The sequence below is a fragment of the Aquibium sp. ELW1220 genome (assembly GCF_030398385.1).
Classification (GTDB): domain Bacteria; phylum Pseudomonadota; class Alphaproteobacteria; order Rhizobiales; family Rhizobiaceae; genus Aquibium.
In genome coordinates, this window is sequence record NZ_JAOAOQ010000020.1 from 62,742 (window position 1) to 88,032 (window position 25,291).

At 65.3% G+C, this 25,291-nt stretch carries 26 protein-coding genes; 21 read left to right on the forward strand and 5 right to left on the reverse strand.

Annotated elements, in window-relative coordinates:
• Positions 1–154: 154 nt before the first annotated feature.
• Together N1F91_RS18220 and N1F91_RS18225 are read right to left on the reverse strand one after the other, a co-directional pair.
• Positions 155–1,165 (reverse strand): DUF262 domain-containing protein, encoded by a 1,011-nt coding sequence (locus tag N1F91_RS18220; RefSeq protein ID WP_289994417.1) that lies wholly within the window; start codon positions 1,163–1,165, stop codon positions 155–157.
• 80 nt (positions 1,166–1,245) lie between these two features.
• Entirely contained in the window at positions 1,246–2,028 is a 783-nt protein-coding gene (locus tag N1F91_RS18225; RefSeq protein WP_289994419.1) for an FRG domain-containing protein, read from the reverse strand.
• A gap of 343 nt (positions 2,029–2,371) precedes the next feature.
• On the opposite strand from N1F91_RS18225, the gene dtd reads away from it, so the two are divergent.
• The 4 genes from dtd to N1F91_RS18245 all read left to right on the forward strand — a co-directional run bounded on the left by dtd (position 2,372) and on the right by N1F91_RS18245 (position 4,902).
• Positions 2,372–2,815 carry a D-aminoacyl-tRNA deacylase gene (dtd, locus tag N1F91_RS18230; protein WP_289994420.1) on the forward strand — a complete coding sequence of 148 codons (444 nt, stop codon included), beginning with the start codon at positions 2,372–2,374 and terminating at the stop codon, positions 2,813–2,815.
• 135 nt (positions 2,816–2,950) lie between these two features.
• Positions 2,951–3,742 (forward strand): hypothetical protein, encoded by a 792-nt coding sequence (locus tag N1F91_RS18235; protein WP_289994422.1) that lies wholly within the window; start codon positions 2,951–2,953, stop codon positions 3,740–3,742.
• An 89-nt stretch (positions 3,743–3,831) separates the two neighbouring features.
• Positions 3,832–4,413: a hypothetical protein gene (locus N1F91_RS18240; protein WP_289994424.1), complete on the forward strand. Its 582-nt coding sequence runs from the start codon at positions 3,832–3,834 to the stop codon at positions 4,411–4,413.
• Between the two features lie 126 nt (positions 4,414–4,539).
• Positions 4,540–4,902: a hypothetical protein gene (locus tag N1F91_RS18245; RefSeq protein ID WP_289994425.1), complete on the forward strand. Its 363-nt coding sequence runs from the start codon at positions 4,540–4,542 to the stop codon at positions 4,900–4,902.
• Between the two features lie 10 nt (positions 4,903–4,912).
• Here N1F91_RS18245 and N1F91_RS18250 read toward each other — a convergent pair whose 3' ends face one another.
• Entirely contained in the window at positions 4,913–6,019 is a 1,107-nt protein-coding gene (locus tag N1F91_RS18250; RefSeq protein WP_289994428.1) for an acyltransferase family protein, read from the reverse strand.
• Positions 6,020–6,239: 220 nt separating this feature from the next.
• Here N1F91_RS18250 and N1F91_RS18255 point away from each other — a divergent pair, with 220 nt between their 5' ends.
• The 3 genes from N1F91_RS18255 to N1F91_RS18265 all read left to right on the forward strand — a co-directional run bounded on the left by N1F91_RS18255 (position 6,240) and on the right by N1F91_RS18265 (position 10,464).
• Positions 6,240–8,462 (forward strand): transglycosylase domain-containing protein, encoded by a 2,223-nt coding sequence (locus N1F91_RS18255; RefSeq protein WP_289994429.1) that lies wholly within the window; start codon positions 6,240–6,242, stop codon positions 8,460–8,462.
• A gap of 81 nt (positions 8,463–8,543) precedes the next feature.
• Positions 8,544–9,293, forward strand: a complete 750-nt coding sequence (locus N1F91_RS18260) for an SDR family oxidoreductase (RefSeq protein ID WP_289994430.1) — start codon at positions 8,544–8,546, stop codon at positions 9,291–9,293.
• A gap of 127 nt (positions 9,294–9,420) precedes the next feature.
• Positions 9,421–10,464, forward strand: a complete 1,044-nt coding sequence (locus N1F91_RS18265) for a PAS domain-containing sensor histidine kinase (RefSeq protein ID WP_289994431.1) — start codon at positions 9,421–9,423, stop codon at positions 10,462–10,464.
• A 57-nt stretch (positions 10,465–10,521) separates the two neighbouring features.
• Here the strand turns inward: N1F91_RS18265 and N1F91_RS18270 are convergent, their stop codons facing one another.
• Positions 10,522–11,079 (reverse strand): PAS and helix-turn-helix domain-containing protein, encoded by a 558-nt coding sequence (locus tag N1F91_RS18270; protein ID WP_289994432.1) that lies wholly within the window; start codon positions 11,077–11,079, stop codon positions 10,522–10,524.
• Positions 11,080–11,315: 236 nt separating this feature from the next.
• Between N1F91_RS18270 and N1F91_RS18275 the strand changes: the two genes are divergently transcribed.
• From N1F91_RS18275 to N1F91_RS18315, 9 genes are all read left to right on the forward strand, one after another.
• A complete protein-coding gene (locus tag N1F91_RS18275) occupies positions 11,316–12,125 on the forward strand; it encodes a 3-hydroxybutyrate dehydrogenase (protein WP_289994433.1) in 810 nt (269 codons plus the stop codon).
• A 28-nt stretch (positions 12,126–12,153) separates the two neighbouring features.
• Positions 12,154–13,359: a substrate-binding domain-containing protein gene (locus N1F91_RS18280; RefSeq protein WP_289994435.1), complete on the forward strand. Its 1,206-nt coding sequence runs from the start codon at positions 12,154–12,156 to the stop codon at positions 13,357–13,359.
• A 247-nt stretch (positions 13,360–13,606) separates the two neighbouring features.
• Positions 13,607–14,374 (forward strand): ABC transporter ATP-binding protein, encoded by a 768-nt coding sequence (locus tag N1F91_RS18285; protein ID WP_289994436.1) that lies wholly within the window; start codon positions 13,607–13,609, stop codon positions 14,372–14,374.
• A complete protein-coding gene (locus N1F91_RS18290) occupies positions 14,371–15,093 on the forward strand; it encodes an ABC transporter ATP-binding protein (protein ID WP_289994438.1) in 723 nt (240 codons plus the stop codon). Before N1F91_RS18285 ends, N1F91_RS18290 begins: the two co-directional genes overlap by 4 nt.
• A 250-nt stretch (positions 15,094–15,343) precedes the next feature.
• Positions 15,344–16,330 (forward strand): branched-chain amino acid ABC transporter permease, encoded by a 987-nt coding sequence (locus N1F91_RS18295; RefSeq protein ID WP_289994439.1) that lies wholly within the window; start codon positions 15,344–15,346, stop codon positions 16,328–16,330.
• Positions 16,331–16,559: 229 nt separating this feature from the next.
• Positions 16,560–17,660, forward strand: coding sequence for a branched-chain amino acid ABC transporter permease (locus N1F91_RS18300; protein WP_289994440.1), 1,101 nt, complete (start codon positions 16,560–16,562; stop codon positions 17,658–17,660).
• Positions 17,657–18,490 (forward strand): alpha/beta hydrolase, encoded by an 834-nt coding sequence (locus N1F91_RS18305; protein ID WP_289994441.1) that lies wholly within the window; start codon positions 17,657–17,659, stop codon positions 18,488–18,490. Before N1F91_RS18300 ends, N1F91_RS18305 begins: the two co-directional genes overlap by 4 nt.
• Positions 18,491–18,823: 333 nt before the next feature.
• Positions 18,824–19,171: an ADP-ribosylation/crystallin J1 gene (locus N1F91_RS18310; protein ID WP_289994442.1), complete on the forward strand. Its 348-nt coding sequence runs from the start codon at positions 18,824–18,826 to the stop codon at positions 19,169–19,171.
• A gap of 25 nt (positions 19,172–19,196) precedes the next feature.
• Entirely contained in the window at positions 19,197–19,706 is a 510-nt protein-coding gene (locus N1F91_RS18315) for a DUF2283 domain-containing protein (protein WP_289994444.1), read from the forward strand.
• A 15-nt stretch (positions 19,707–19,721) separates the two neighbouring features.
• Here the strand turns inward: N1F91_RS18315 and N1F91_RS18320 are convergent, their stop codons facing one another.
• Positions 19,722–20,171, reverse strand: coding sequence for a host attachment family protein (locus N1F91_RS18320; protein WP_289994445.1), 450 nt, complete (start codon positions 20,169–20,171; stop codon positions 19,722–19,724).
• Between the two features lie 315 nt (positions 20,172–20,486).
• Here N1F91_RS18320 and cysG point away from each other — a divergent pair, with 315 nt between their 5' ends.
• The 5 genes from cysG to N1F91_RS18345 all read left to right on the forward strand — a co-directional run bounded on the left by cysG (position 20,487) and on the right by N1F91_RS18345 (position 25,291).
• Positions 20,487–21,914 (forward strand): siroheme synthase CysG, encoded by a 1,428-nt coding sequence (gene cysG, locus N1F91_RS18325; RefSeq protein ID WP_289994446.1) that lies wholly within the window; start codon positions 20,487–20,489, stop codon positions 21,912–21,914.
• Between the two features lie 13 nt (positions 21,915–21,927).
• The gene (locus tag N1F91_RS18330) at positions 21,928–22,236 is read left to right on the forward strand and encodes a DUF2849 domain-containing protein (RefSeq protein WP_289994448.1); all 309 of its coding nucleotides are present in this window, start codon (positions 21,928–21,930) and stop codon (positions 22,234–22,236) included.
• A gap of 45 nt (positions 22,237–22,281) precedes the next feature.
• Positions 22,282–23,952, forward strand: a complete 1,671-nt coding sequence (locus N1F91_RS18335; RefSeq protein ID WP_289994449.1) for a nitrite/sulfite reductase — start codon at positions 22,282–22,284, stop codon at positions 23,950–23,952.
• Positions 23,927–24,679 (forward strand): phosphoadenylyl-sulfate reductase, encoded by a 753-nt coding sequence (locus N1F91_RS18340; protein ID WP_289994450.1) that lies wholly within the window; start codon positions 23,927–23,929, stop codon positions 24,677–24,679. Before N1F91_RS18335 ends, N1F91_RS18340 begins: the two co-directional genes overlap by 26 nt.
• Before the next feature lie 78 nt (positions 24,680–24,757).
• The gene (locus N1F91_RS18345; RefSeq protein ID WP_289994451.1) at positions 24,758–25,291 is read left to right on the forward strand and encodes a DUF934 domain-containing protein; all 534 of its coding nucleotides are present in this window, start codon (positions 24,758–24,760) and stop codon (positions 25,289–25,291) included.

Genomic DNA, 25,291 nt, shown 5'->3' on the forward strand with positions numbered 1-25,291 from the left:
GTATGGGAGAGGGGGGATGGGGCGTGGATAAGTATTTTTCGCCGGGGCATTCTTCCACTCCGCTCCGTCGCGGGGGAGAGGCGGCATGCGGAGCATGACGGTGAGGGGATGGCTTCTGCGGCAATCAGGCCGTGCGGAGTGCTCGAACAAAAACCTATATTTCGTTTGGATCCGTATATCCCCGATTTTGAGCCCATTCCCTCTGGGCATCTCTAAGTATGTCGAAGCGTCCAATATGACTGCCGACGTCATTTGTGCTGCGATTAAGCGCGTCGTATCGCCCATACCGCAGAGTCGTATCACTCTCATCGCCTCTGGCGCGTACATCTCGTTGTATTTTTCTTGAATATTCGAAACTGATCAAAAATTCACGAGCGTAATTTAAGCTGTGATTGGGTAAAGAGCGGATAAACCAGTAGTAAACTGGAACGATCCCTGCCGAGGAAAGAAGTTCATCTTTTGGCAGAAAAACTTCTACCATCCGGTCTAAATTATCAGCGGTGCGTCGTCCTGCAAGCTCTACTCGATCTCGATCGATCTTCGGATCCTGAGCAAACCGATCTAAATCCGACTTCTTAGTGCTAACGATCTTTTGCTGATACTCAAAAATGAGCAGCTTACTTGCTGCATTGTAATCCGCGGCTCTCGCAACGTTGAAGCGGATAATCTGCGTAAAAAACTCGTGCTTGCATACGGCTCTTGTCACCTCCGGTACCGGACCAGTCATTGCGTTCCGGACTTCGGCACCAGTCAAAGGCTTACTTCTGTTCAATCGAATGAATAATTCGTTGATCTCGTCCTCATCGGACGTGACTACGCTCATAATGTCGAGCGACTCCGTTTCAAAGGCTTCTGCAACCTGAGGGTACGATGCCCGTAAGTCCCGCAATGAGAGACCGCCTAACGACAGTGATGGATTCTCCTTCCAAATAAAATCGGGGTTCAAAACGAGTTTGTTATCAAAAAAGTCGAAAATCGCTTCCAGCCGTTGCTTTCCGTCAATTATAGCAAATGGAAGTCTCTTCCTATTAAGGTCATTTTCTCCTGACTGAAAATCAGCAAGATAGAGTTTAGGTACATCATAACCATTAATTATAGTATCAATCAGATATGCCTTGTCAGAAGAAGACCAAAGTCTACCTTGCCGCTGATAAGGCGGTTGCATATCTATCTGATCCCGTATGCGATTCCACCAGACCAGTGGCTTTGATGGGTGCAAGGTTATTCTTATCCGTGTATGTCGCATCAGAAACCGAACACCCGCTTCATTTCCTTTGATAATCCGTCTAGATCCGGGAACACAACTGATTCAGTGAATCCCTTTCGAAAGAGAGACTCGCGAATCTCGATAATTTTATCCTTTGGTATTATAATCCTTCTCAAGCTTCCTTTTGAAAAAGAGTCCAACTTGTATACTTTTTCCATTTCATCAACACTATGTCCAAATAAAGCAAATCCTCCACGTTGCGCGACTATTCTAGGACTATTATAAGTTCCGTATACCATGATGGGTTGCTTTGGCATTTGAGCAATAGGGGTGCCGAGTGCATATGTCCTAAGTTGATCACTGCTTTCATCGAGCACTCCGCCGGAAAAAGATATGTGTTGCAGAGCGGACCTATTCCACGCAATCGGGTCGCACATCCACAGGGCAGCGTCCTTGAGCTTCTGTCCACTTCCACTTAGGGCAAAATATGCGGCAACAAAAGGATTCTCACTCCAGTCCAAAAGTCGCGTTGGTACCCCATAGTGCTGCATTAAAAAAAGCTTATCCCAGTCGTTTTGAAGGGTCCTATTAAGAAATGGTTGAGAGCGCTGGACAAATCGAATAGCAATTTGACTTTCTAGAATAGAGAGGTCCTCAATCGTCCGTTTTTGAGCGTGACGAAAAAGAGACGGTATCAGTTTGTATGTAATATCTACACAACCGCGATACCAGGACGCATCTCTTTCGCCCTGAAAGCACTCTATCTGTTCAAGAAATTCATTGAAATTACTTACAGATATGGTTTCGAGTGTGTTCGGCATTGATTTTGTTCGGCCTCCTCGCCTAGTTTAAAACTGCCTACAAATATCCAAGTAGTCAACTGCCGCGGGAAGTGGCGAAAGGGCCGTTATCGGTTTCTGATATCGGTCTTCTGTTCCGACAATCATAGCGCAGATCCCTAGACGCGACCTCACTGTCGCATCCATCGCACAGAGATCCTCCTGATAAGCGGTAGGATTGACGCCGCCGCCTCGGCGGGAACCGCCGAAGGCAGGGCCGAACTAGTGATCGCAACATATCCGCCGGAACATCACGAAAGCGCTGGATTTATTGTGAGGCCAAAACACTTCCTTCGCTGCCGATTGCTGACTATGGACGTCCCCCATGCGCGCCCTGATCCAACGCACCACCGAAGCCTCCGTCTCGATCGATGGCAGCACCGTCGCGGCCATCGGCTCTGGCCTGGTCGTGCTGGTCTGCGCCATGCAGGGCGACAGCGAAGCGCAGTCGGCCTGGCTGGCGCGGAAAGTCGCCAACCTGCGCATCTTCAGGGACGAGGCGGGGCGGATGAACCGCTCGGTGGTCGATGTCGGCGGTGCGGCGCTGGTGGTCAGCCAGTTCACGCTGGCGGCCGAGACCAGGGGCAACCGGCCCGGCTTCTCGTCCGCCGCCGCGCCCGACGACGGACGGCGGCTCTATGAGCATTTCGCGTCAGCCCTCGCGGCGCACGGCGTGCCTGTCGCGACCGGTGTCTTCGGCGCCGATATGGCGGTGTCGCTGGTCAATGACGGGCCGGTGACGATCTGGCTCGACAGCGACAAGGGGTGAACGGTCCGGGGCCGACACGATAGGCCGCGACCCGGACGAACGCCGCCTTCCTCTCGCTCCATCGCGACTGCTACGCTTGCGCCTCAAGCGGAGCAGGATGACATGCGCGGGTTCGATTTCAGTTCCTGGCAGGCGGTGCTGTTTTCGCTCGCCGTCGTCCTTCTCGTCACTATGGTGGGCATGGGGCTGCGGCTCATCATGATGATGACCATCCAGCAGCGGCGCGAGTGGCAGAACCGGCAGATCAACGAGCGCCTGAAGGTTCTGATCGCCGCCTACAAGGCGCTGGGCGGATCGTTCACCGGCACGCTGACCGTCAGCCCCGCGCACCGGCGCGACCTGAAGCGCCCGGCCGCGGATGTGGAAGGCGAGGAACGGGCTGCGGACGAACGGCCCGGCGCGGAGCGGGCCAGGCGCATTCGCGACCCGGTGGAGGCGGTGCTGTCGGACATCGTGCTGTTTGGAACGGAAGAGCAGGTGGCGCTGGCGGCAACCGCGATGCGCGACATGGCCGCCGGCCGGCCGATCGACGTCGGCCCGATCGTCGTCTCGCTGCGTGACCATATCCGCGCGGTGCTGGACCTCGCGCCGATCCCGGCGGGCATCACCATCCCGGCGCAGGGGCCGGCGCGGCCTTCGACTGGCGGCGGACGCACGGGCCAGCGCGAGGGCGGTCGCGGCGGCGGCGGGGGTGGTGGCCTGGGCGCGGGGCAGGGGCCGTCGACCCTGGTTGAGACCGGTGGCGAAGGGACGCGATCTTATTGGAACGGATGGGCAGGTGGCACTTGCGGCGACCGCTATGCGCGAAATAGTCGCCGGTCAGCCAATTCGAAGATGGCGCTGCTGGCCATCAATCTCGCAGGTTGGTGCGACGCGCGATTGCCCAGCGTCCAAGAAAAAACTGCCCATTGTTTTGGCCGTGGCTAATTTTATCTAAGCACGTAACCAAGTGTTTAATTATTTGACAATCCTTCGTAGGAATGAAATGCTGACACAGCAATTCGGGGGATTAAATAATGAACCTTGCCTGCTCCGAAAATATGAACGATATATTTTGCTTGTTATTCTTTGCTCCAGTCGTATCAGCATTTGTATTCATGGCTAATTTTGTAGTTGCTATTTTTGCATTTACGATAGCAAGAAAGGCATTAATTACAAACCAGATTTCGCATTTGTATGCGAAAACTATGGACCACAATAAGTTGATATTCGATAATGAATATCGCATGGTTGTGATCGATTTATTTCACGGACTTGAGGATGAAGAACTTAAGAAAAAGAGAGATATGCTGGAAAGAAAGGATGAGGGTCATTTTAATCTGTATTGGGCGACACGATCTGTTCACTTAAGTCATCTATTCTTATGTGCGCAGGTATGGATTATGTGCGGTGCCTCTGAGCGAAAGATCGCAAAGAGTTTTCCCGGATGGGTCATTTTTACCGAGAAGATAGCAAAAGAACTAGATAACAAGAGAATTGAAAGAAGTAACAGGCCTGATTGGTACAAGAAGGCGTGTCGGCAAATAAATCTCGACGACAATGAAAGTATATACGGGAAGAAATTTAATCGAGATTTAGTAAAATTACAGGAAAGATAAAACCCACGAATATAAAGCCGCTCGTTCTGGGGTCGTTGGTTTCGCTGCACTTCGAGGCGACGAACGCTTCCCGCGCGCCGAAACCGCCTCTTGATCCCCACCCCGCACGGGAGGAGAATCGCGTCAATGATTCGCGGACTCCTCCTCGTGCTCGCCTTCCTCGCCGCCATTGCCCCGGCGCGGGCCGACGAGATGACGTTCTTCGTCATGAACCGGGCGCCCTATGGCGTGGTGATCGAGTTTACCGACAAGGCGTCGGGGCAGGTCTGGCCGGGCGACGACCGGATCTACCTGCTGGAAAAGGGCGAGAGCAAGTCGGTGGCGATCGACTGCACCGGTGGCGCGCGCATCTGCTACGGCGCCTGGCGCAATGGCGACGACGGCACGGTGTGGGGTGTCGGACCCGACCGCGATCTGGAATGCAAAGACTGCTGCCTGATCTGTGCGCTTGGCCCCGGCAAGGGCGAGACGATCGAGATCGAGCCCTGAGGCGGTCCGTTCAGGCCGCCTGGCGCGCAGGGTGGGCTGCGCTGCCGCGGTCGATCGAGGCCCAGGCCGGTCGTTCGAACAGGAACCGCCCGCGTCCGCTCCACGCCACCAGCGCATAAAGCACCGTGGGGCCGGCGATACCCGCCACCGTGGTCACGAGCGCCATCAGCCCGACGTTGGGGATCACCCCGGTCGAGACCAGTGCGATGCGCGTCACCGCCATCGGCAGGAAGAAGGCGAGGTAGACGACGATCGAATGCGCGCCCAGCCAGCGCAGCCAGGCCGCCCACGGTGCCGAAGACAGGAGCGCGGCCACCGTGACGATGGCGAGCGCACCGGCAAGGCCGAGCACCAGCGACACGCCCGGCAGTTCCGACAGGCCGCCGGTCGCGCCGGTGTCGCCGATCTCGCCCTGGATCAGGAAGCCGAGCGCCTCCGGCGCGGGCGTGAAGACGAGGAGGCCGTTGACGACGCCGAAGGCCGCGAGCCCGGCGAGTGCTGCGCCCCGCCAACGCGCCACCGCCGCGGCGAAGGCAAAGACGTGCGGCGCGAAGGCATAGCCGACGAAGAAGAAGACGTAGCGCTGCGCGAACTCGTCGAAGACGACCGAGCCCGTGTGCACCGGCAGCGCCTCGAGGAGCGCCGCCCAGGCGACCACGAACCAGACCGGCAGCCCGCGCACCAGCCGCGTGAACAGGAAGAACACCGGCAGCACGTAGATGAACCACAGCGTGCCGAAGGGTTGCCACAGTGCCTGCAGCCAGCCCGAAAGCGGCGCTGACCAGCTGCCGGCCTCGGCCGCCATCTCGGGCGCCTTGAAGGCGAACTGGATGGTCAGCCAGAGAAGGTAGAAATAGAGGAAGTGGACCACCTTGCGGTCGAGATAGCGGCGCCAGGGCCGGTCGATGGTCAGCGCCAGGAACAGGCCCGAGATCAGGAAGAAGTCGGGCATGCGGAACGGCCGCGCGAAGGCGACGACCGCATGCATGAAGCCGCGCTCGCCCATGGCGATCTCGACGCCGATCGTGGCGTGAACCATCACCACCAGGATGATGCACAGCCCCTTGGCGGCATCCACCCAGTCCACCCGGCTCTCGGCCCGTTCGGTATCCGTCATCCCGTCGCGTCCCTTCGCCGGTTCCACCGGCCTCGGGCGCAACCCTACCGGGGCGACGCAACCAAAGGCTTAACCCGCGCCATGCTCACGCAAGCGTGATCCGGCAGCCTTCGCGCACTGCCACCGGCCGGCCGGGCGATCCCGCTTAATCTCCCCTTAAAACGCCGTCTTTAAGGTTCAGGGGACGGCCGGTCGAGGCCCACGACGACAGGCAGTACCGATGGCCAAGCGCAGCAGGAACGTCCGGATCGAGCCACGCTTCGAGGAAACGCGGGGCCCGCGCGGCGCGGTCGAACTGACCGCGAGCGAGGACGACCGCGTCGTGAAGCCGGCGCGTCGGGCGGCGTCGGGCGGCAGCAAGGCGTCTGCGCAAGGCAAGGGCGCCCGCGGCGCCTCCGCCAGGGCGAGCCGGTCCCGCGGGCGCGGCAAGGGCTCGCGCGGCGGCTTCTCAGTCCTGGGCTTGCTGCGCGGCGGCGTCTACTGGGCACTGGTCGCCTCGATCTGGATCGGCATCGCCGGCGCCGCGATGGTGGCCTGGTATGGCGCGCGCATGCCGTCGGCCACCACCTGGTCGGTGCCGGACCGCCCGCCCAACGTGCGCATCGTCGCGGCCGACGGCCAGCTGCTTGCCAACCGCGGCATGACCGGCGGCGAGGCGATCGGCCTGCACGAGATGTCGCCGCACATCCCGCAGGCCGTCATCGCCATCGAGGACCGCCGCTTCTATTCGCATTTCGGCGTCGACCCGATCGGGCTCGCCCGCGCCATGGCCGCCAATCTCGTCGAGGGGCGGCTGGTACAGGGCGGCTCGACGCTGACCCAGCAGCTCGCCAAGAACCTGTTCCTGAATGCCGACCGTACCGTCGAGCGCAAGGTGCAGGAGGTGCTGCTGTCACTGTGGCTGGAGCAGAAGCACACCAAGGCGCAGATCCTCGAAATGTATCTCAACCGAGTCTATTTCGGCTCGGGCGCCTATGGCGTCGAGGCCGCGTCGCGTCGCTATTTCGGCAAGTCCGCGCGCGACGTGACCCTGTCGGAAGCGGCGTTGCTGGCAGGCCTGCTGAAGGCGCCGTCGCGGCTGTCGCCGGCGCGCGATCCCAAGGCTGCCGAGGCGCGGGCACAGCTGGTTCTGTCGGCCATGGCCGAGCAGGGCATGATCGGCGGCAGCGAGATGACGGCCGCCATCAGCGCACCCGCCACCCGCGCCGCCGCCTACTGGACCGGGTCGGAGCACTATGTCGCCGACCGGGTCATGGAGGAACTGCCGGGCCTGATCGGCGACGTCCGCACCGACGTCGTCGTGGAGACGACGATCGACCTGACGCTGCAGAAGCTGGCCGAGACCTCGATCCGCAAGCTGATCGCCGAAAACCGCGAAAAATTCGCGGTGACGCAGGGCGCGCTGGTCTCGATCGACAATTCCGGCGCCGTGCGCGCCATGGTCGGCGGCGCCGACTATGCCAACAGCCAGTTCGACCGCGCTTCCGAAGCGCGCCGCCAGCCAGGCTCGGCCTTCAAGCCCTTCGTCTTCCTCGCCGCGCTGGAGCAGGGACGCACGCCCGAGAGCATCCGCAACGACGCGCCGGTGAAGATCGGCAAGTGGACGCCAGAGAACTACAACGGCAAGTACTACGGCGAAGTGACGCTGACGGCGGCGCTGTCGAAGTCGCTGAACTCGGTCGCCGCGCAGCTGGCCATGGAGGCCGGCCCCAAGGCGGTGGTGGAGGTGGCGCATCGGCTGGGCATCGAATCGTCCCTCGTTGCCAACACCTCGATCGCGCTCGGTACTTCAGAGGTGACGCCGCTCGAACTGACCGCCGCCTACGTGCCCTTCGCCAATGGCGGCTACCGGCCCCAGACCCATTTCGTTCAGCGGGTGAAGAGCGCGGCCTCCGGCAAGGTGCTCTACGAGCATCCGCAGGGTGGCATCCCGCGCGTCATCAATCCGCAGTTCGTGGCGATGATGAACGCGATGATGGCCGAGACGATTCGCACCGGCACCGCCCGCAAGGCCGATTTCGGCTGGCCCGCGGCCGGCAAGACCGGCACCAGCCAGAACGCGCGCGACGCCTGGTTCGTCGGCTACACCGCCAACCTCACCACGGGTGTCTGGTTCGGCAACGACGACGCGACGCCGATGAAGGGCGTCACCGGCGGGTCCCTGCCGGCGATCGCCTGGAAGGACTTCATGACAGCCGCGCACGAGGGCGTGCCGGTGGTGGCGCTGCCCGGCGCCGGCTGGCGCCGCTATCTGCCGGCCGACGAGCCCGTGCGCCGTCCGGCCCTGCCGGTCGGCTCGCCCGAGGACGATGCGCCCGCGATCTCAAGTGCGCCGGCGCCGCGGCGCGACGAGACCACGGCCTCGATCCGGCGGCCGAGCGCAGGCGTCGGCGAGGATTCGGGGCCGCGCGGCTCCATCATGGACATCATTCTCGGACGCTAGCCCGCAATCCGGTTCGTGACCGGTCGCCGACCCTCGTCAGGGCGCTCGCGCGCGCCTACATAGGCCGCTGGAGATTCCCACATGTCGAACACAGAGACCCGCAAGACCATCGTGCTCACCGGCGCGAGCCGCGGCATCGGCCACGCGACCGTGAAGCGCTTTTCGCGCGAGGGCTGGCGGGTCATCACCTGTTCCAGGCAGGCCTTCTCGGAGGATTGCCCCTGGCCGCAGGGCGCGGAGGACCACATCCGCGTCGACCTCACCGATCCGGAGGACGTCGGCCAGGCCGTCTCGGAGATCCGCCACCGTCTGCAGGCGCTGGGCGGCAGGCTGGAGGCGCTGGTCAACAATGCCGGCATCTCGCCGAAGATGCCCGAAGGTGGGCGCATGAACTCGATCGACACGCCGATGCACGTCTGGCGCGACGTGTTCCAGGTCAACTTCTTCGCTCCCATCATGCTGGCGCGCGGCCTGTTCAAGGAGCTTGCCGCCGCGGGCGGTTCGATCGTCAACGTCACCTCCATCGCCGGAACCAGGGTGCACCCCTTCGCGGGCACCGCCTACGCCACGTCCAAGGCAGCACTCGGCTCGCTGACCAGAGAGATGGCTGCCGATTTCGGCCCGCACGGCATCCGCGTCAACGCCATCGCGCCCGGCGAAATCGACACCGCGATCCTGTCGCCCGGCACCGACAAGATCGTCGAGACCATTCCGCTGCGCCGGCTGGGCGAGACGGCGGAGGTCGCCGACATCATCTATTTCCTCTGCTCGCCGCAGGCGTCCTACGTCTCCGGCTCCGAGATTCACATCAATGGCGGCCAGCATGTCTGAAGACCGAACGGCCGGGACTGGTGCTTGGCGAAGGATCAGGTAATCTTGCGGTTGCAAAGGCCGAGGGGGGACCGGAATACGACGGTTGCGGGACAATCGAACCAACACGGCGAAGAGAGACGATTTCTTGGACGACAATCCCGATTTCAGAGGCCGCATGGCCAGGGCGATCGACGCGTTCGACTGGAGCACCACGTCGATGGGGCCGGCCGAGGCCTGGCCGCTCTCGCTGCGCTCCGTCGTCCAGATGATGCTCCACCAGCGCCAGGCGATCTGCCTCTTCTGGGGCGCCGACCTGAACATGCTCTACAACGACGCCTACGCGCCGATGCTCGGAGACAAAGAGAGGAATGCGCTGGGCAAGCCGTTCAGGGAGATATGGTCCGACGTCTGGAGCGACGTGAAGCCCTTCGTCGACAAGGCGATGGCCGGCGAGGGCACCCATGCCGAGAACCTGCGCCTCATGATGAACCGGAACGGCTTCGAGGAGGAGACGTACTTCACCTTCTCCTACAGCCCGCTGTTCGATGACGAGGGCAATGTCGGTGGCCTGATCAACGTGGCCGTGGAGACGACGCAGACCGTACTGGCCCAGCGTACCCAGCAGATCCTGCGGCGGGAACTCATGCACCGGGTCAAGAATTCGCTGGCGGTCACGTCGAGCGTCATCTCGGCGACCTTGCGGCAGGCGCGCTCTCTCGATGAGGCGCGCGACACGGTCGGCCTGCGCATCGCGGCGCTGGCCGAGGCGCAGAACCTGTTCAACGAGAACGCCGACAACGCCGAGGTCGACGCCGTGCTGCGCTCGGCGCTGCGAGCGCATCTCGACCACGAGAGCCGGATCAGCCTCACGGGGCCGACGGTGAAGGTCAGCCCGCAGCAGGCGGTCGGTCTCTCGCTCGCCGCCTACGAACTGGCGACCAACGCAATGAAGTATGGCGCCTTGTCGGTCGACGGCGGCCGGGTGAGCGTGTCCTGGGACACGCATGAACGGCGCGGCTTCAGCTTCACCTGGCAGGAAAGCGGCGGTCCGCCGGTCGAGCGGCCGGCCCGCACCGGCTTCGGCTCGCGCCTGACCAACCGCATCGTGGCTGCCTATTTCTCGGGAGAGGGCCATACCCATTACGACCGGGACGGGCTGCGCTTCGAACTGACAGGAAAACTGGGCTGAAGCCACAGACCGGCCGCATCGGCCGCACGCGGCGGACCGGACGCTTTCTGCCGCCCTTCAGCCGGGCATGCCCGACAGCGAGGCGAGCAGTTCGGCGACATTGCTGGCGCAGTACTTCTTGAGAAGGCGGGCGCGGTGCGCCTCCACAGTGCGCGGCGACAGGTCGAGCAGGCGGGCGATCTCCTTGCTCGTGCGGCCCTCGCCGAGATGCATCACGATCTGGCGTTCCCGCGTCGTGAGCTGCATCACCGGGCGATAGGCCGACAGGTCGGCGAAGGACCACACCGCCTGCGCCAGCGGATTGTCGCGCGTGAAGGAGTGGCCGCGCACGCGGCACCAGAACAAAGCTCCGTCCTTGCGGGCCATGATTCGTTCGTCGGAATACTCGTTGGCGCGTCGCAGGGGCTCGACGCCGACGTCGCGGATCCGCTCGAATTCCTCGTAGGTCGGATAGAGGAAGGCGAAGGACTGGTCGATCAGCTCCGCCCTGTCGTAGCGGAAGATCTGCGCGAACGTCAGGTTGCAGGCCCTGATGATCCTGTTCTCCGTCAGCACGATCCCCACCGGGGCGTGTTCGAAGGCCAGTGCCTCTAGCGTCGTCTCCCGGTCATCCATGCGTATTTGTACGATATTGATGAGAAAGTGCCCGGGACGGATAGTACCAAGGCGCGCAGGATCGCAACACAAGAATCCGCGAAAATAATCCATGCGTGCGGGAGGACTGCTTTCATGAACCTGGCCGAGGGTTTGGCCATCGTCGCGGGCTCGCGTCCCGGTGGCACCATGGTGTCCGTTCGGAACGGGCGCACCGTCCGTTGCGCCGCCGTCGCCTCCGCGCAGGAGGCCGGCCGATGAGCGGCAGTGCCCTGGCCGGACGCACGGCCCTCGTCACGGGCTCCGTGCAGGGCATCGGACTGGCGATCGCGACCGCGATGGCCGCCGAGGGTGCCCGCGTGGCGGTCCACGGCCTGGCCGCTCCCGAACAGGCTGCCGCTGTCGAGGCGCAGCTGCGGGTGGCCGGCGCACCCGAGACGGTCTTCCTCGACGCCGACCTGCGCGACGTCGACGCGATCGAGACGATGATGGCGCGCGCGGCTTCGTGGGGACCGGTCGACGTGCTCGTCAACAATGCGGGCATCCAGCGCACCGCGCCGCTGTCCGAAGCGACGGCGGCGATCTGGAACGACATCCTGGCAGTCAACCTGTCGGCCGCCTTCCACACCATGCGGCTCGCCATGCCCGGCATGGGCGAGCGCGGTTTCGGCCGCGTCGTCAACATCGCCTCCGTGCATGGCCTCGTCGCCTCGAAGGACAAGTCGCCCTACGTCGCCTCGAAGTTCGGCCTCGTCGGGCTGAGCAAGGTCGCCGCGCTCGAATATGCCGCCTGCGGCTCGCGCGAGACCGGCGGCGTCACCGTCAACTGCATCTGCCCCGGCTGGACCGAGACCGCGATCATCGGCCCGCAGGTCGATGCCCGCGCCGCCGCCCATGGCGGCGACCGCGACGCCGGCATCGCCAGCCTCCTGTCGGAGAAGCAGCCGAGCCTGCGGACCTCGGATCCGTCGGAGATCGGCGCGCTCGCCGTCTGGCTCTGCCAGAGGCCGGCCCACAACATCACCGGGACGGCAATCCCGGTGGACGGCGGCTGGACCGCCCAATGAACGACACGCTCAAGAAGGAGGAGACGACATGAAGAGACTGATCTCAACGGTCGCCATCGCCGCGGTTCTCGCGGCAGGCGGCCTCTCGACGGGCTTCACGCAGGAGGACCCGGTCAAGATCGCGCTGGTGCACGGCCTGTCGGGCTCGCCGCTGGAGGCCTATTCGAAGCAGACGACCAACGGCTTCAATCTCGGGCTCGAATACGCCACCAAGGGCACGATGGAGATCAAGGGTCGCAAGATCGAGGTGATCGAGAAGGACACCCAGTTCAAGCCCGACATCGCCCGCTCCGTGCTGGCCGAGGCCTATGGCGACGACGACGTGCTCATCGCCGTCGGCGGCACGTCCTCCGGCGTGACCACGGCCATGCTGCCGATCGCGGCGGAGTACGAGAAGATCCTGCTGGTCGAACCGGCGGTGGCGGACTCGCTCACCGGGCCGGATTCCAACCGCTACGTCTTCAAGACCTCGCGCAACTCGTCGATGGACATGCAGGCCCAGGCTCTGGCGTTGCAGCCGAACGAGAACCTGCACGTCGCCACGCTGGCGCAGGACTATGCCTTCGGCCGCGACGGCATCGCCGCCTTCAAGAAGGCGCTCGAAGGCACCGGCGCCAACCTCGTCGCCGAGGAATACGTGCCGCAGCAGACGACCGACTTCACCGCGACGATCGAACGCCTGTTCGGCGCGCTGAAGGACAAGGAGGGCCGCAAGGTCATCGTCATGTACGTCGCCGGCATCGACGCCATGACGCCGCTGTCGGCCGCCGACCCGGCCCGCTACGGCATCGAGCTTTCCACCGGCGGCAACATCCTGCCGGCGATGGCGTCCTACAAGAAGGTGCCGGGCATGGAAGGCGCGATCTACTACTACTACGAGGCGCCGAAGAACGAGATCAACGACTGGCTGGTCGAAAAGCACCAGGAGAAGTTCGGCTCGCCGCCTGACTTCTTCACCGCCGGCGGCATGGCGGCGGCTCTGGCCATCGTCAAGGCGCTGGAAACGGCGGACGACTGGGAGACCGAGACGCTGATCTCGACCATGGAAGGCATGTCCTGGGAGACGCCGAAGGGCACCATGACCTTCCGTCCCGAGGACCACCAGGCGCTGCAGTCCATGTACCACTTCAAGATCGCCGTGAAGGATGGCGTGGAGTGGGCCGTCCCGGAACTCGTCCGCGAGATCAAGCCGGAGGAGATGGACATTCCGGTCGGGCGGAACAACCAGCAGTGAGCTGACGGGAGTAGGGAGTAGGGAGTAGGGAGTAGGGAGTAGGGAGTAGGTTTGCGCCCTCCCGTCCCGTGGCCTCCGTCGGGCGCGAGCGCTCTTCAGTGTTCGCGCCAGCTACCGCGGAATCCGCTCGCTTCCCGCTCCTGACTTTCGTCGTCTACTCCCTACTCCCTACTCCCTACTCCCTACTCCCTACTCCCTACTCCCTACTCCCCATTCACGATTCCCCATTTCCCTTGCCCACGGACCGATGCAGACCCCCTCCCTCCGCACCGAGAACCTGACCATCCGCTTCGGCGGCCATGTGGCCGTGGACCGGGTGACGTGCGCCTTCCGGCCGGGCGAGCTGACGGTGATCGTCGGGCCGAACGGGGCGGGGAAGACGACGTGGTTCAACCTCGTGTCGGGCCAGCTGAGGCCGAGCGAGGGGAAGGTGTTCAAGGGCGAGAAGGACATCACCGGGGCCTCGCCCTCGGCGCGCGCCAAGGCCGGCATCGGCCGCGCCTTCCAGCTGACCAATTTGTTTCCCAAGCTCTCGGTGCTGGAGAACGTGCGCCTCGTCGTCCAGGCGCGGCGCGGCGCGGGGTCCCGGGCGCTGTCGCGCGCCGCAGCACTCACCGACATTCGCGACGAAGCGATGGCGACGCTGGAGAGCGCGCGGCTCGGCGACGTCGCCGGCTATCCGGCCTCGGCGCTGCCGCATGGCGACCAGCGCAAGCTCGAGGTCGCCATGCTGATCGCCATGCAGCCCGACATCTTCATGTTCGACGAACCGACCGCCGGCATGTCGGTCGACGAGGCGCCGGTGATCCTCGACCTGATCGCCGGCATCAAGGCCGATACGACGAAGACGATCCTGCTGGTCGAGCACAAGATGGACGTGGTGCGCGCGCTCGCCGACCGCATCGTGGTGCTGCACAATGGCGAGCTGGTCGCCGACGGCAAGCCGGACGCGGTGATGGCCCTGCCCACCGTGCGCGAGATCTATCTCGGCGTCAGCGCGGAGGAGGACGCATGAGCGGCGCGATCCTGAGGCTCGACGACGTCCACACCGACATCGGCCAGTACCACATCCTGCACGGCATCTCGCTGAACGTGCCCGAGGGCGGCGTGCACGTGCTGCTCGGCCGCAACGGGGCGGGCAAGACGACGACGCTGAGGACCGTGATGGGCCTGTGGCGGGCGCGCAAGGGTGCGATCGTCTTCCGCCACCACGACATCACGGCCATGCCCACCCCCGACATCGCCCGGCTGGGCATCGCCTACGTGCCCGAGAACATGGGCATCTTCGGCGGCCTGACCGTGGAGGAGAACATGCGGCTCGCCTCCACCACCGGTCGCTTCGACGACGAGCGGCTGGGGCGCATCTTTGCGCTGTTTCCGGCGATCGAGAAGTTCTGGACCAGCCAGGCGAGCGGGCTCTCCGGCGGCCAGAAGCAGATGCTCGCGATCGCGCGCGCCATCGTGGAACGCCGCGAGCTGATCCTGATCGACGAGCCGACCAAGGGCCTGGCGCCCGCCATCATCCGCGCCATGATCGGCGCCTTCCGCGAGATCGCGACCGAGACGACGATCCTGCTGGTCGAGCAGAACTTCCTCTTCGCCCGCTCGCTCGGCCGCGGCGTGGCGGTGATCGACGACGGCCGCATCGTGCATCATGGCGACATGGCGGCGCTGGCGAGTGACGAGGCGCTGCAGACACGGCTCTTGAGCCTGTCGCTGGCGGAACATCAGTAGGGGAGGGCGGGATGATGGCTATTTTGGACGTCGAGCTCTATGGCGCCCCCCTCTGCCCTGCCGGGCATCTCCCCCACGAGGGGGGAGATCGGCAGCTTCGGCGCGGGAGCACCACCTTAACCGTCGGCGATTGGCGAAAGCGGCCGCGACGGCCGATCTCCCCACGCGTGGGGGAGATGCCGGCAGGCAGAGGGGGGCGCCATGGAACGCTGACATCTGCAGCGATCGCAAGCGACTTGGGAGCCCGCCCATGAACGCCCTGCTCGACCGCGTCGGCGGCGTCTATGCGCTGCCGGTGATCCTCGCGATCCTCGCCTTCGCCGCCATCGGCTCGACCTCGACCTGGGTGACGCTGACCGCCGCCGGGCTGGCCATGGGGATGATGATCTTCCTGATGGCGTCGGGCCTGTCGCTGATCTTCGGCCTGATGGACGTGCTGAACTTCGGCCATTCCGCCTTCGTCTCCTTCGGCGCCTTCATCGCCGCATCGGTGCTGGCGGCGCTCGGCGCCTGGCTTGCGGCCGACAGCGTGCTCCTCAACATCGCCGCACTGATGGCCGCCATCGCGGCTGCGACCGCCTTCGGGGCGCTGGCCGGCTGGGGCTTCGAGCGGGTGATCGTCAAGCCGGTCTACAAGGACCATCTGCGCCAGATCCTGATCACCATGGGCGCGCTGATCGTGGCCGAGCAGCTCTTGCTCGCCATCTGGGGCGGCACGCCGATCGCCGTTGCGCGGCCGGCCTTCCTGACCGGCTCGATCATCATCGGCGACGTGGCCATCGAGGCTTACCGTATCTTCGCGCTGCTGCTCGGCCTCGTCGTCTATGTCGGCATGTATCTCGCGTTGAACCGCACCCGCATCGGGCTCCTGATCCGGGCCGGCGTGGAGAATCGCGAGATGGTGGAATCGCTCGGCTTCCGCATCGACCGGCTGTTCATCGGCGTCTTCATGGCGGGCTCCGCGCTGGCGGCCATGGGCGGCGCGATGTGGGCCGGCTACCAGAGCCTGATCACGCCGGCACTCGGCCAGGAGCTGATGATCATCGTCTTCATCGTCGTCATCATCGGCGGGCTGGGCTCGATCCAGGGCTCGCTGCTGGGTGCGATCCTCGTCGGCCTGATGACCAACTACGTCGCCTTCCTGTTCCCCAAGCTCGCGCTTGCGTCGAACATGCTCTTGATGATGGCGGTGCTGCTGTGGCGGCCCTACGGGCTGAAGCCGGCGGTGAAGGGGTGATGGGGATGGGTATCACGTGTCACACTCCCCGTTCCGCCGTCATCCTCGGGCTTGTCCCGAGGATCTGCCTCCACCCGCAATCGAGGCAGGCCATCGATGACGCCGTGTGGAGAGAGCAGGCCAGGACGGATCGAGGCTCGGCAGATCCTCTGGACAAGCCCGAGGATGACGGCGCCGCGGGGGGCATTCTTCGCAAACCAACCTGCCGGCGTGCCAGGAATCTCCGCCGATGACCGCTGCCTCGATTTCCGCAACCCCCACCCGCCGGGTCCCCGCCGGACGCCTCGCCGTCTATGCCATCGTGCTGGCGATCGGGCTCTGCCTTGCCTTTGCACCGTTCCTCTTCACCGACGTGCGGGCAGCCGAGGTGGCGGCGCGGATCTGCATCTTCATCGTGCTGGTGGCGAGCTACGACCTCCTGATCGGCTACACCGGCATCGTCTCCTTCGCGCACACCATGTTCTTCGGCCTCGGCGCCTATGGCGCGGCGATCGCGCTCAAGGCCTGGGGGCCGGGCTGGGACGCGATCCTGCTCGGCGGCGGGGCGGGCGTGGTGGCGGCACTCGTGCTGGCGGTGCTGATCGGGCTGCTCTCGCTGCGGGTGAAGGCGATCTTCTTCGCCATGGTGACGCTGGCGGCGGCGTCCGTGATGCTGGTGCTGGCCAGCCAGCTTTCGGACATCACCGGCGGCGAGGACGGCTTCACCTACCAGGCGCCGCGGCTCTTCTCGCCGGCCTTCAAGCTGTTCGAGGATGCCGACGGCAAGGTGCTGCGGCTGTTCGACGTGGCTCTGAACGGCAAGGTGGCAGCCTACTATTTCGTGTTCCTGTCGAGCCTCGTGCTGTTCCTCCTGATGCTGCGCATCGTCGCCTCGCCGATGGGCACGGTGCTGGAGGCGATCCGCGAGAACGAGATGCGGGCGGAGGCGATCGGCTACAAGGTCGTCGCCTACCGCACGGCGATCTTCTGCATCGCGGCGGTGATCGCGGCCACGATCGGCGTGGTGCGCGCGGTCTGGCTGAAATACACCGGGCCGGAGGTGGCGCTGTCCTTCCACATCATGATCGACATCCTGCTGATGGTCGTGATCGGCGGCATGGGCACCATCGTCGGCGCCGTCATCGGCGTCGTGGTGATGAGCCTGGCGCAGTTCTACCTGAAGGACCTGATGGAGGTGGCGGCCGAGGCCACCGCCGGCATCCCGCTGCTGCCTGACCTCCTGAACCCCGACCGCTGGCTGCTCTGGCTCGGCGTGCTCTTCATACTGCTCGTCTACTTCTTCCCCGCCGGTATCGCGGGCACGCTCATGAACAAGGGAAGCGCCCGATGATCCCACGCTCCACCTATGTGCGCGCTGGTCGCCATGAGCTCCACGTCACCGAATGGGGCGAGCGGGGCGGGCCGGCGCTGGTGATGTGGCACGGGCTGGCGCGCACCGGGCGCGACTTCGACGAGGCGGCGGCAGCACTCGCCGACAGCTATTTCGTGATCTGTCCGGACACGCTGGGGCGCGGCCTGTCGAGCTGGTCGGCACCCGGCGGCGCGGACTATTCCTATGCGAGTTTCGGCGAGACGGCGCTGGCGATCCTCGACCACTACGGCATCGGCGAGCTGCGCTGGGTCGGCACCTCGATGGGCGGCCTGCTCGGCGTGACGCTGGCGGCCGGCGCGCTGAAGGACCGCATCACCCATCTCGTCATCAACGACATCGGCCCCGACATCCCCGAAGCCGGCACCGGCCGCATCGCGTCCTATGTCGGCAACCCGCCGGTCTGCGACACGGTGGCCGAGCTGGAGGCCTGGCTGCGGACGAACTACGCCCCCTTCGGCGACAACACCGACGCCTTCTGGCGCCGCATGGCCGACACCTCGGCGCGCCGCACCGACGCCGGCAAGGTGACGGTGCACTACGACCCGCTGATCGTCACGCAGTTCACCCTGCACAAGGGCGACCTCGACGTCTGGGACAAGTACGACGCCGTCACGGCGAAGACGCTGCTGCTGCGCGGCGAGGCTTCCGATGTCCTGTCCGGCTCGACCGCCGAGGCGATGACCCGGCGCGGCCCGAAGCCGAAGCTGGTGACGATGCCCGGCTGCGGCCATGCGCCGACGCTGGCGAGCGAAGGCGAGATCGCGATGCTGCGGGGGTTTTTGGGGTAGGGGGCAGTCCGGCTTCGTTACGTCGCATTCGCGCGTTTGATGCAGGTACCCCCACCCCTACCCCTCCCCACAAGGGGGAGGGGGACACCTGCGACGTGCGTCGCCGCGTCCGGCAGAACCTGGCGCGACGCGGATCGCCCCCCCTCCCCCTTGTGGGGAGGGGTGAGGGGTGGGGGTTCTTCCAAGCCACAATGGACCAACAGTATTGGCGTCGCCATATGTGCTATATGGAGTGCAGGGAAAACCTGCCACGCGTCAGGAAAGGAGGACGTGCATGAGCATCAAGTACGCAGGGCGGCCCAAAGGTGACGCGCCGCCGGAAAAATTCGCTGCATGAAAACTGACACGATCACGTTGTGGCGACCGTTTGGTGCGGCAGAACTGGCGCTCGTCCGCGAGAGTGGTATGCGTTCCTTCCCGCCGCGCCTGCCGGATCAGCCAATATTCTATCCGGTGCTGTCCGAAGACTATGCAATCCGGATCGCGCGCGACTGGAACTTGCCGCAAAGCGGTGCGGGTTTCGTCACCCGCTTCGAGGTGCGCAGCGACTTCCTGGCGAAATACCAGGCTCAGGAAGCAGGCGGCCGCGCGCTACGAGAAAACTGGATCCCTGCCGAAGAGCTCGAAGCGTTCAATGCCGCGATCGTCGGGCCTATCGAGGTGGTGAAAGAGTTCCGCTGAGGATTTGTTGGTGCGCGCAAGTTCGATGATCGACATGACCTACGATCCCGACGCGGACGCGGCCTCTATCCGCGTCGCCGTCGGCAAGGTTGCCGAGACAGCCGAGGCTGGTCCCTTCGCCTACGACATGGACGAGCAGGGCCGCGTGCTCGGCATCGAGGTCCTCGCCGCCAGCAAGGTGCTGGCTAGCGATTCCGTGCTTCACGGCAGGCGCTCTCTCACCCTCGCCGAGATCGGTGAGCGGGTAAAAGCGGTCTCCGACATCTATGCGGCCAGGTTCCAGATCGAGAGGGACGAGCTTTGGCATCTCGGCAAACTGACCGAGGAACTTGGCGAGCTGAACGCCGCGTTTCTTCAACTCGCGGGCCGTGGCCGCACGAGAGGATATACGCCTGAAGAGTTGCGGCGAAATCTCGAAAGCGAGGCCGCCGATCTCCTTGCGCATCTGCTTCTTTTTGCCCAGCAGCAGAAGATCGACCTGGAGGCTGCTCTGCGCAACAAGTGGTTCAGCTACCTCACCGAAGAGACGGGTTGACCGAAAGGGACGCTGCTATCCCCCCGCCAGCACCTTCTCGATTTCCGGCACCGTGTGGTTGGTCAGCGTCTTCGCCACCTCGCCGGTCACCTTGTCGGCGACCTCCTTGTGCAGCTTCTTGCGCATCTCGCCGAGCACCTGGGGCTGTGCCACCAGGACGATCTTCTTGAACGTACCCTTGTGCGCCATCTTGTAGAGCCGTTCGGCGATCTCGTCGGCGAAGCGGTCCTTCTCGATCCGGTGCCAGTCGGTGTCGGCCACCGCGCTGCGGTGCTCGCCGGAGGCGTCGTTGAGGCGGCCTGGGCGGTCGGTGCCCTGCTCCCGGGTCGGCGGGTTCTCGTGGTGCTCCTCGCGCATCACCTGCAGGTTCGGATATTGCGCGTCGCCTTCGTTGCGCAGGAACAGTGCCTTCTCGCCATCGGCGACGAGGACCCACATGTCGTGTTCGAGCTTCATGGCGGACATTTCGGACTCCAATCCTGTTCCAGTCGATGACGCGCCCGGGCGGCGACGAACGTCTTGATCGGGATCACGAGACCGGCCCTCGACCGTCATCGCGAACAAAACGCGGTGCGATGCCGGCCGTTCCGGAACGGGTCGCGGCGCCGCGGCTCGCGAGGTGGCGCCCGGGCAGGCGGCCGGGCGTGCCGGAATGGTTTTCCCCGTGGCGACGATGCCGCGGAAAACCCGTTGCGGCGCGTCCGGCGTGGCAGGACGCCATGCCTTCAGGTCGCGGCCCGCCGGACCGACAATGCAGCCCAAACGTGGAGACGTGCGCCAATGGCTGCCGCAACTGCAAAACTCAATGCTTTCCCGGTCTTCATGAAGGTGGAGAAGCGGAGCGTCGTGATCGTCGGCTCGGGCGACGAGGCGCTGGCCAAGGCGCGGCTGATCGGCCAGTCCTCGGCCGCGATCCGCATCGTCGCCGAAGCGCCGGAAGCCGAACTCGCCGCCTTCGCCCGCGAGACCGGCATGGAGCTGGTCGAGGCGGCGTATCGGTCGGATCTGATCGACGGTGCCTGCCTCGTCTTCGCCGCCACCGGTGAGGAAGCACTCGACGGCCGCGTCGTTGCCGACGCCAAGGCGCGCGGCATTCCGGCCAACGCGGTGGACCGCCCGCATCTGTGCGACTTCTTCACGCCCGCGCTGGTGAACCGCGCGCCGGTCGTCGTCGCGATCGGTACGGAGGGTGCGGGGCCGGTGCTTGCCCAGATGATCCGCGCCCGCGTCGATCGCATGCTGTCGCCCGCGCTCGGACCGCTGGCCAGCCTCGCCGCCAGCCTTCGCGACACGGTCGAGAAGCTGGTGCCGCGCGGCAATGCGCGCCGCGCCTTCTGGAGCGATTTCTTCGAAGGCGCCCCGGCGCGCGCCATGGAGATCGGCCACATCGAGGAGGCGCGGGAGGCGGCCGCCGAACTGATGCAGCGCCGCACCGAGGCGCGCGGGCACGTCGCGCTCGTCGGGGCCGGGCCGGGCGCCGAGGACCTGATCACCATCCGCGCGCAACGCCTGCTGATGCAGGCCGACGTGATCCTTTTCGACGCGCTGGTGCCCGAGGCGGTGGTGGCCATGGGCCGCCGCGACGCCGAGCGCGTCTCGGTCGGCAAGCGCAAGGGCTGCCATTCGAAGAAGCAGGAAGAGATCAACGAGCTGATCGTCGAGCTTGCCCGCGAGGGCAAGCGCGTGGTGCGGCTGAAGTCGGGCGACCCGCTGGTTTATGGCCGCGCCGGCGAGGAGATCGCGGCGCTGCGCGAGGCGGGCATCTCCTACGAGATCGTGCCGGGCGTGACAGCGGCCTTCGCCGCCGCTGCCGACTTCGAACTGCCGCTGACGCTGCGCGGCGTCGCGTCGTCGATGGTCTTCACCACCGGCCACGACCTGAAGGGCGGCGCGCTGCCCGACTGGGCGCGGCTCGCCGTCTCGGGTGCCACGGTTGCCGTCTACATGGGCCGCACCATAGCCGCCCAGGTGGCGGGCCGCCTGATCGAGGCGGGGCTGTCGCCCGACACCGGCGTCGCGGTCGTCGAGAACGCGAGCCTCGGCGGGCGCCGGCTGTTCCACGGCACGCTTGCCGACCTGCCGGCGCTGGAGCATCGCACCGAGCTCGACGGGCCGGTGATGACGATCATCGGCGACGCCGTCGCCGGCGCCAATTTCGCTTTGTCGACGCCGCTCGCCGCGCATGCGCGGCTGCCGGTCGCAGCCTGAGGAAGGACCTGCCATGAAAGTGCTCACCGCCAACAGGCTGATCGACGGCGAAGTGGTCTGGTACGGGACGGGCGATGCCTGGATCGAACTGATCGACGGCGCCCGTATCGCCCGCGACAAGGCCGGCGAGGAGATGCTGCAGGCGCTCGGCAAGGCGGCGCTAGCCGACAACCTCGTGGTCGATGTCGACCTCATCGACGTCGAGCAGCAGGATGGCCGCATCGTGCCGACGCGCCTGCGCGAGCGCATCCGTGCCGCCGGGCCGACCAACCATCTCCACCATGGCAAGCAGGCGCGGCCCGATTTCGCGCCGGCCGCCTGAGCCGGCCGCTCGCCGGCATCCTCCGTACGAGCAGGGAAAACCAGAATGTACCGCTACGACGAATTCGACCACACCTTCGTGCAGGCCCGCGTGGCCGAGCTGCGCGATCAGGTGGAGCGCCGCCTGGCCGGCGAGATCACCGAGGACCAGTTCAAGCCGCTCCGGCTGATGAACGGCGTCTATCTGCAGCTGCACGCCTACATGCTGCGGGTGGCGATCCCCTACGGCACGCTGAGCGGCCGCCAGATGCGCATGCTGGCCCATATCGCCCGCACCTACGACAAGGGCTACGGCCATTTCACCACGCGCCAGAACATCCAGTACAACTGGCCCGCACTGGCCGACATTCCGGCGATCCTCGACGACCTGGCGCGCGTCGAGATGCACGCCATCCAGACGAGCGGAAACTGCATCCGCAACGTCACGGCCGACCACTTCGCGGGGGCTGCCGCCGACGAGGTGGCCGACCCGCGGCCCTATGCCGAGATCCTGCGGCAATGGTCCTCGGTGCATCCCGAGTTCTCCTACCTGCCGCGCAAGTTCAAGATCGCCATCACCGGCGCCGAGCGCGACCGCGCGGCGATCCAGGTGCACGACATCGGCCTGCACCTGAAGAAGGATGCCTCGGGCACGCTGGGCTTCGCCGTCTATGTCGGCGGCGGCCAGGGCCGCACGCCGATGATCGCCAAGAAGATCCGCGACTTCCTGCCGGAGGCCGACCTGCTCGCCTACTGCACCGCGATCCTGCGCGTCTACAATCTGAACGGCCGGCGCGACAACAAGTACAAGGCGCGCATCAAGATCCTCGTTCACGAGACCGGGACCGCGGAGCTGACGCGCCAGGTGGAGGCGGAGTTCGCGCATCTGAAGGACGGCGAACTGACGTTGCCCGAAGCCGACATCCGCGCCATCGAGGCCTATTTCGCCCCGCCCGCGCTGGTCGCGCGGCCCGAGGGGGACGCGGCGGTGACGCAGGCGCGGCTCGACTCGCGCGGCTTCGCCGACTGGCTCGGCCAGAACGTGACCACCCATCGCCACGCGGACTATGCGGCCGTGACGATCTCCCTGAAGGGCATCGGCGAGGTGCCGGGCGACGCGACCGACACCCAGATGGACGCCGTGGCCGACATCGCCGAGGCTTACGGCTTCGACGAGATCCGCGTCAGCCACGAGCAGAACCTGATCCTGCCGCATGTCGCCCGCGCCGACCTGAAGGCGGTCTACGACCGGCTGGTCGAGATCGGGCTGGCCACGGCGAATTCCAACCTGATCAGCGACATCATCGCCTGCCCGGGCCTCGACTACTGCGCGCTCGCCAATGCCCGCTCGATCCCGGTGGCGCAGGACATCTCGCGCCGCTTCGCCTCGCTGGAGCGCCAGCGCGAGATCGGCGAGCTGAAGCTCAAGATCTCCGGCTGCATCAATGCCTGCGGTCATCACCATGTCGGCCACATCGGCATCCTCGGCGTCGAGAAGAAGGGCGCCGAGCTCTACCAGATCACGCTCGGCGGCTCGGGCGACGAGAACACCTCGATCGGCGAGATCGTCGGCCGCGGCTTCCCGCCGGAGGAGCTGACAGACGCGATCGAGACCATCGTCGACACCTATCTCGCGCTGCGCCTCGACGGCTCCGAGCGTTTCATCGACGCCTATCGCAGGCTGGGCGCCGCACCGTTCAAGGAGGCGCTCTATGCTGGCGAAGCTAAGGCCGCTTGAGGCGGCGCACGACGCCGAAACGGAGGCCGCCGCGCTCGAAGAGCGCTTCGGCGAACTCGACGCGCGCGACCTGATCGCGCTGTCGATCGGCCGCTTCCGGCCGGGATCGCTCGCCGCCGTCTCGTCCTTCGGGGCGGATTCGGCCGTGCTGCTGCACATGATCGCGCGCATCGACCCCGCGCTGCCGGTGCTGTTCCTGGAGACCGGCAAGCATTTCGGCGAGACGCTGCAGTACCGCGATGCGCTGATAGCCGATTTCGGCCTGCGCGACCTGCGCGTCGTCGCGCCGCGCCCCGAGCTTCTGGCGGTTCGCGACCCGGACGGGACGCTGCACCAGCGCGACACCGACGGCTGCTGCGACCTGCGCAAGGTGGAGCCGATGGCCCGTGCCGTGGCGCCGTTCGAGGCCTGGTTCACCGGCCGCAAGCGCCACCAGGCGGCGACCCGCGCCGGCCTGCCGGTGTTCGAGGCGGTGGGCGAGCGCATCCGCATCAACCCGCTGGCGAAGTGGACCACCGCCGACCTCGCCGCCTACATGCGCGAGCACCAGCTGCGCGAGAACCCGCTGGTCGCCTATGGCTATCTCTCGATCGGCTGTTTCCCCTGCACCCAGCCGGTGAAGGAGGGCGAGGATCCGCGCGCCGGCCGCTGGGCCGGCCAGGCCAAGACCGAATGCGGCATCCATCTTTCCGGCCTCGACGATTCGCTCACCGCCTCCTCGCTCTGATATAGAGACTGCGCCTGTCGGCCGCAGCGGTCCTGCCGCCGCGACCGACAGGCTCCCGCGACCATACGACAGGCAATCATGACCCAACCCACCCCCGACGCGCCGCGGCTCTGGACCCCGAGCGGATTCCGCGAGGACACCTGGACCCATGCCGACAGCGCCGAGGCGCTGGATGGCAACGCCGCCGTCATCCTGCCGCTGCCCGTATGGCAGGCGCTCGACGCGGAGACGAAGTCCGCCAATCGCGACCGGATCGGCGTGCTGCTGGCACCCGGCGAACCGCTCGACGCCATCGTCGACGCGCTGCCCGGCCTGCCGCTGGTGGCGCTGTCCTTCCCGGCCTTCAACGACGGCCGCAGCTTCTCCAAGGCCGAGCTGCTGCGCCGCCGCCATGGCTACGGGGGCGCGGTGCGCGCCTGCGGCCAGGTGCTGGTCGACCAGATCCCGCACATGATCCGCACCGGCTTCGACGAGCTGGAAGTCTCGCACCCGGTCGCGCTGAAGCGGCTGGAGGAAGGCCGCGCGGGCGGCCTGCCGCTCTACTACCAGCCGACAGCCAGGGCCGAGGAGGCCGAGGGCACGTATTCTTGGCGGCGCAAGCCGGCGGGCTGA

Excerpts from the sequence above, each read along its gene's own strand:
- N1F91_RS18220 (WP_289994417.1), bottom strand. The coding sequence starts at position 1,165 with ATGCAACCGCCTTATCAGCGGCAAGGTAGACTTTGGTCTTCTTCTGAC.
- N1F91_RS18225 (WP_289994419.1), bottom strand. The coding sequence starts at position 2,028 with ATGCCGAACACACTCGAAACCATATCTGTAAGTAATTTCAATGAATTT.
- dtd (WP_289994420.1), top strand. The coding sequence starts at position 2,372 with ATGCGCGCCCTGATCCAACGCACCACCGAAGCCTCCGTCTCGATCGAT.
- N1F91_RS18240 (WP_289994424.1), top strand. The coding sequence starts at position 3,832 with ATGAACCTTGCCTGCTCCGAAAATATGAACGATATATTTTGCTTGTTA.
- N1F91_RS18245 (WP_289994425.1), top strand. The coding sequence starts at position 4,540 with ATGATTCGCGGACTCCTCCTCGTGCTCGCCTTCCTCGCCGCCATTGCC.
- N1F91_RS18250 (WP_289994428.1), bottom strand. The coding sequence starts at position 6,019 with ATGACGGATACCGAACGGGCCGAGAGCCGGGTGGACTGGGTGGATGCC.
- N1F91_RS18255 (WP_289994429.1), top strand. The coding sequence starts at position 6,240 with ATGGCCAAGCGCAGCAGGAACGTCCGGATCGAGCCACGCTTCGAGGAA.
- N1F91_RS18260 (WP_289994430.1), top strand. The coding sequence starts at position 8,544 with ATGTCGAACACAGAGACCCGCAAGACCATCGTGCTCACCGGCGCGAGC.
- N1F91_RS18270 (WP_289994432.1), bottom strand. The coding sequence starts at position 11,079 with ATGGATGACCGGGAGACGACGCTAGAGGCACTGGCCTTCGAACACGCC.
- N1F91_RS18275 (WP_289994433.1), top strand. The coding sequence starts at position 11,316 with ATGAGCGGCAGTGCCCTGGCCGGACGCACGGCCCTCGTCACGGGCTCC.
- N1F91_RS18280 (WP_289994435.1), top strand. The coding sequence starts at position 12,154 with ATGAAGAGACTGATCTCAACGGTCGCCATCGCCGCGGTTCTCGCGGCA.
- N1F91_RS18285 (WP_289994436.1), top strand. The coding sequence starts at position 13,607 with ATGCAGACCCCCTCCCTCCGCACCGAGAACCTGACCATCCGCTTCGGC.
- N1F91_RS18290 (WP_289994438.1), top strand. The coding sequence starts at position 14,371 with ATGAGCGGCGCGATCCTGAGGCTCGACGACGTCCACACCGACATCGGC.
- N1F91_RS18295 (WP_289994439.1), top strand. The coding sequence starts at position 15,344 with ATGAACGCCCTGCTCGACCGCGTCGGCGGCGTCTATGCGCTGCCGGTG.
- N1F91_RS18300 (WP_289994440.1), top strand. The coding sequence starts at position 16,560 with ATGACCGCTGCCTCGATTTCCGCAACCCCCACCCGCCGGGTCCCCGCC.
- N1F91_RS18305 (WP_289994441.1), top strand. The coding sequence starts at position 17,657 with ATGATCCCACGCTCCACCTATGTGCGCGCTGGTCGCCATGAGCTCCAC.
- N1F91_RS18310 (WP_289994442.1), top strand. The coding sequence starts at position 18,824 with ATGAAAACTGACACGATCACGTTGTGGCGACCGTTTGGTGCGGCAGAA.
- N1F91_RS18315 (WP_289994444.1), top strand. The coding sequence starts at position 19,197 with ATGATCGACATGACCTACGATCCCGACGCGGACGCGGCCTCTATCCGC.
- N1F91_RS18320 (WP_289994445.1), bottom strand. The coding sequence starts at position 20,171 with ATGTCCGCCATGAAGCTCGAACACGACATGTGGGTCCTCGTCGCCGAT.
- cysG (WP_289994446.1), top strand. The coding sequence starts at position 20,487 with ATGGCTGCCGCAACTGCAAAACTCAATGCTTTCCCGGTCTTCATGAAG.
- N1F91_RS18330 (WP_289994448.1), top strand. The coding sequence starts at position 21,928 with ATGAAAGTGCTCACCGCCAACAGGCTGATCGACGGCGAAGTGGTCTGG.
- N1F91_RS18335 (WP_289994449.1), top strand. The coding sequence starts at position 22,282 with ATGTACCGCTACGACGAATTCGACCACACCTTCGTGCAGGCCCGCGTG.
- N1F91_RS18340 (WP_289994450.1), top strand. The coding sequence starts at position 23,927 with ATGCTGGCGAAGCTAAGGCCGCTTGAGGCGGCGCACGACGCCGAAACG.
- N1F91_RS18345 (WP_289994451.1), top strand. The coding sequence starts at position 24,758 with ATGACCCAACCCACCCCCGACGCGCCGCGGCTCTGGACCCCGAGCGGA.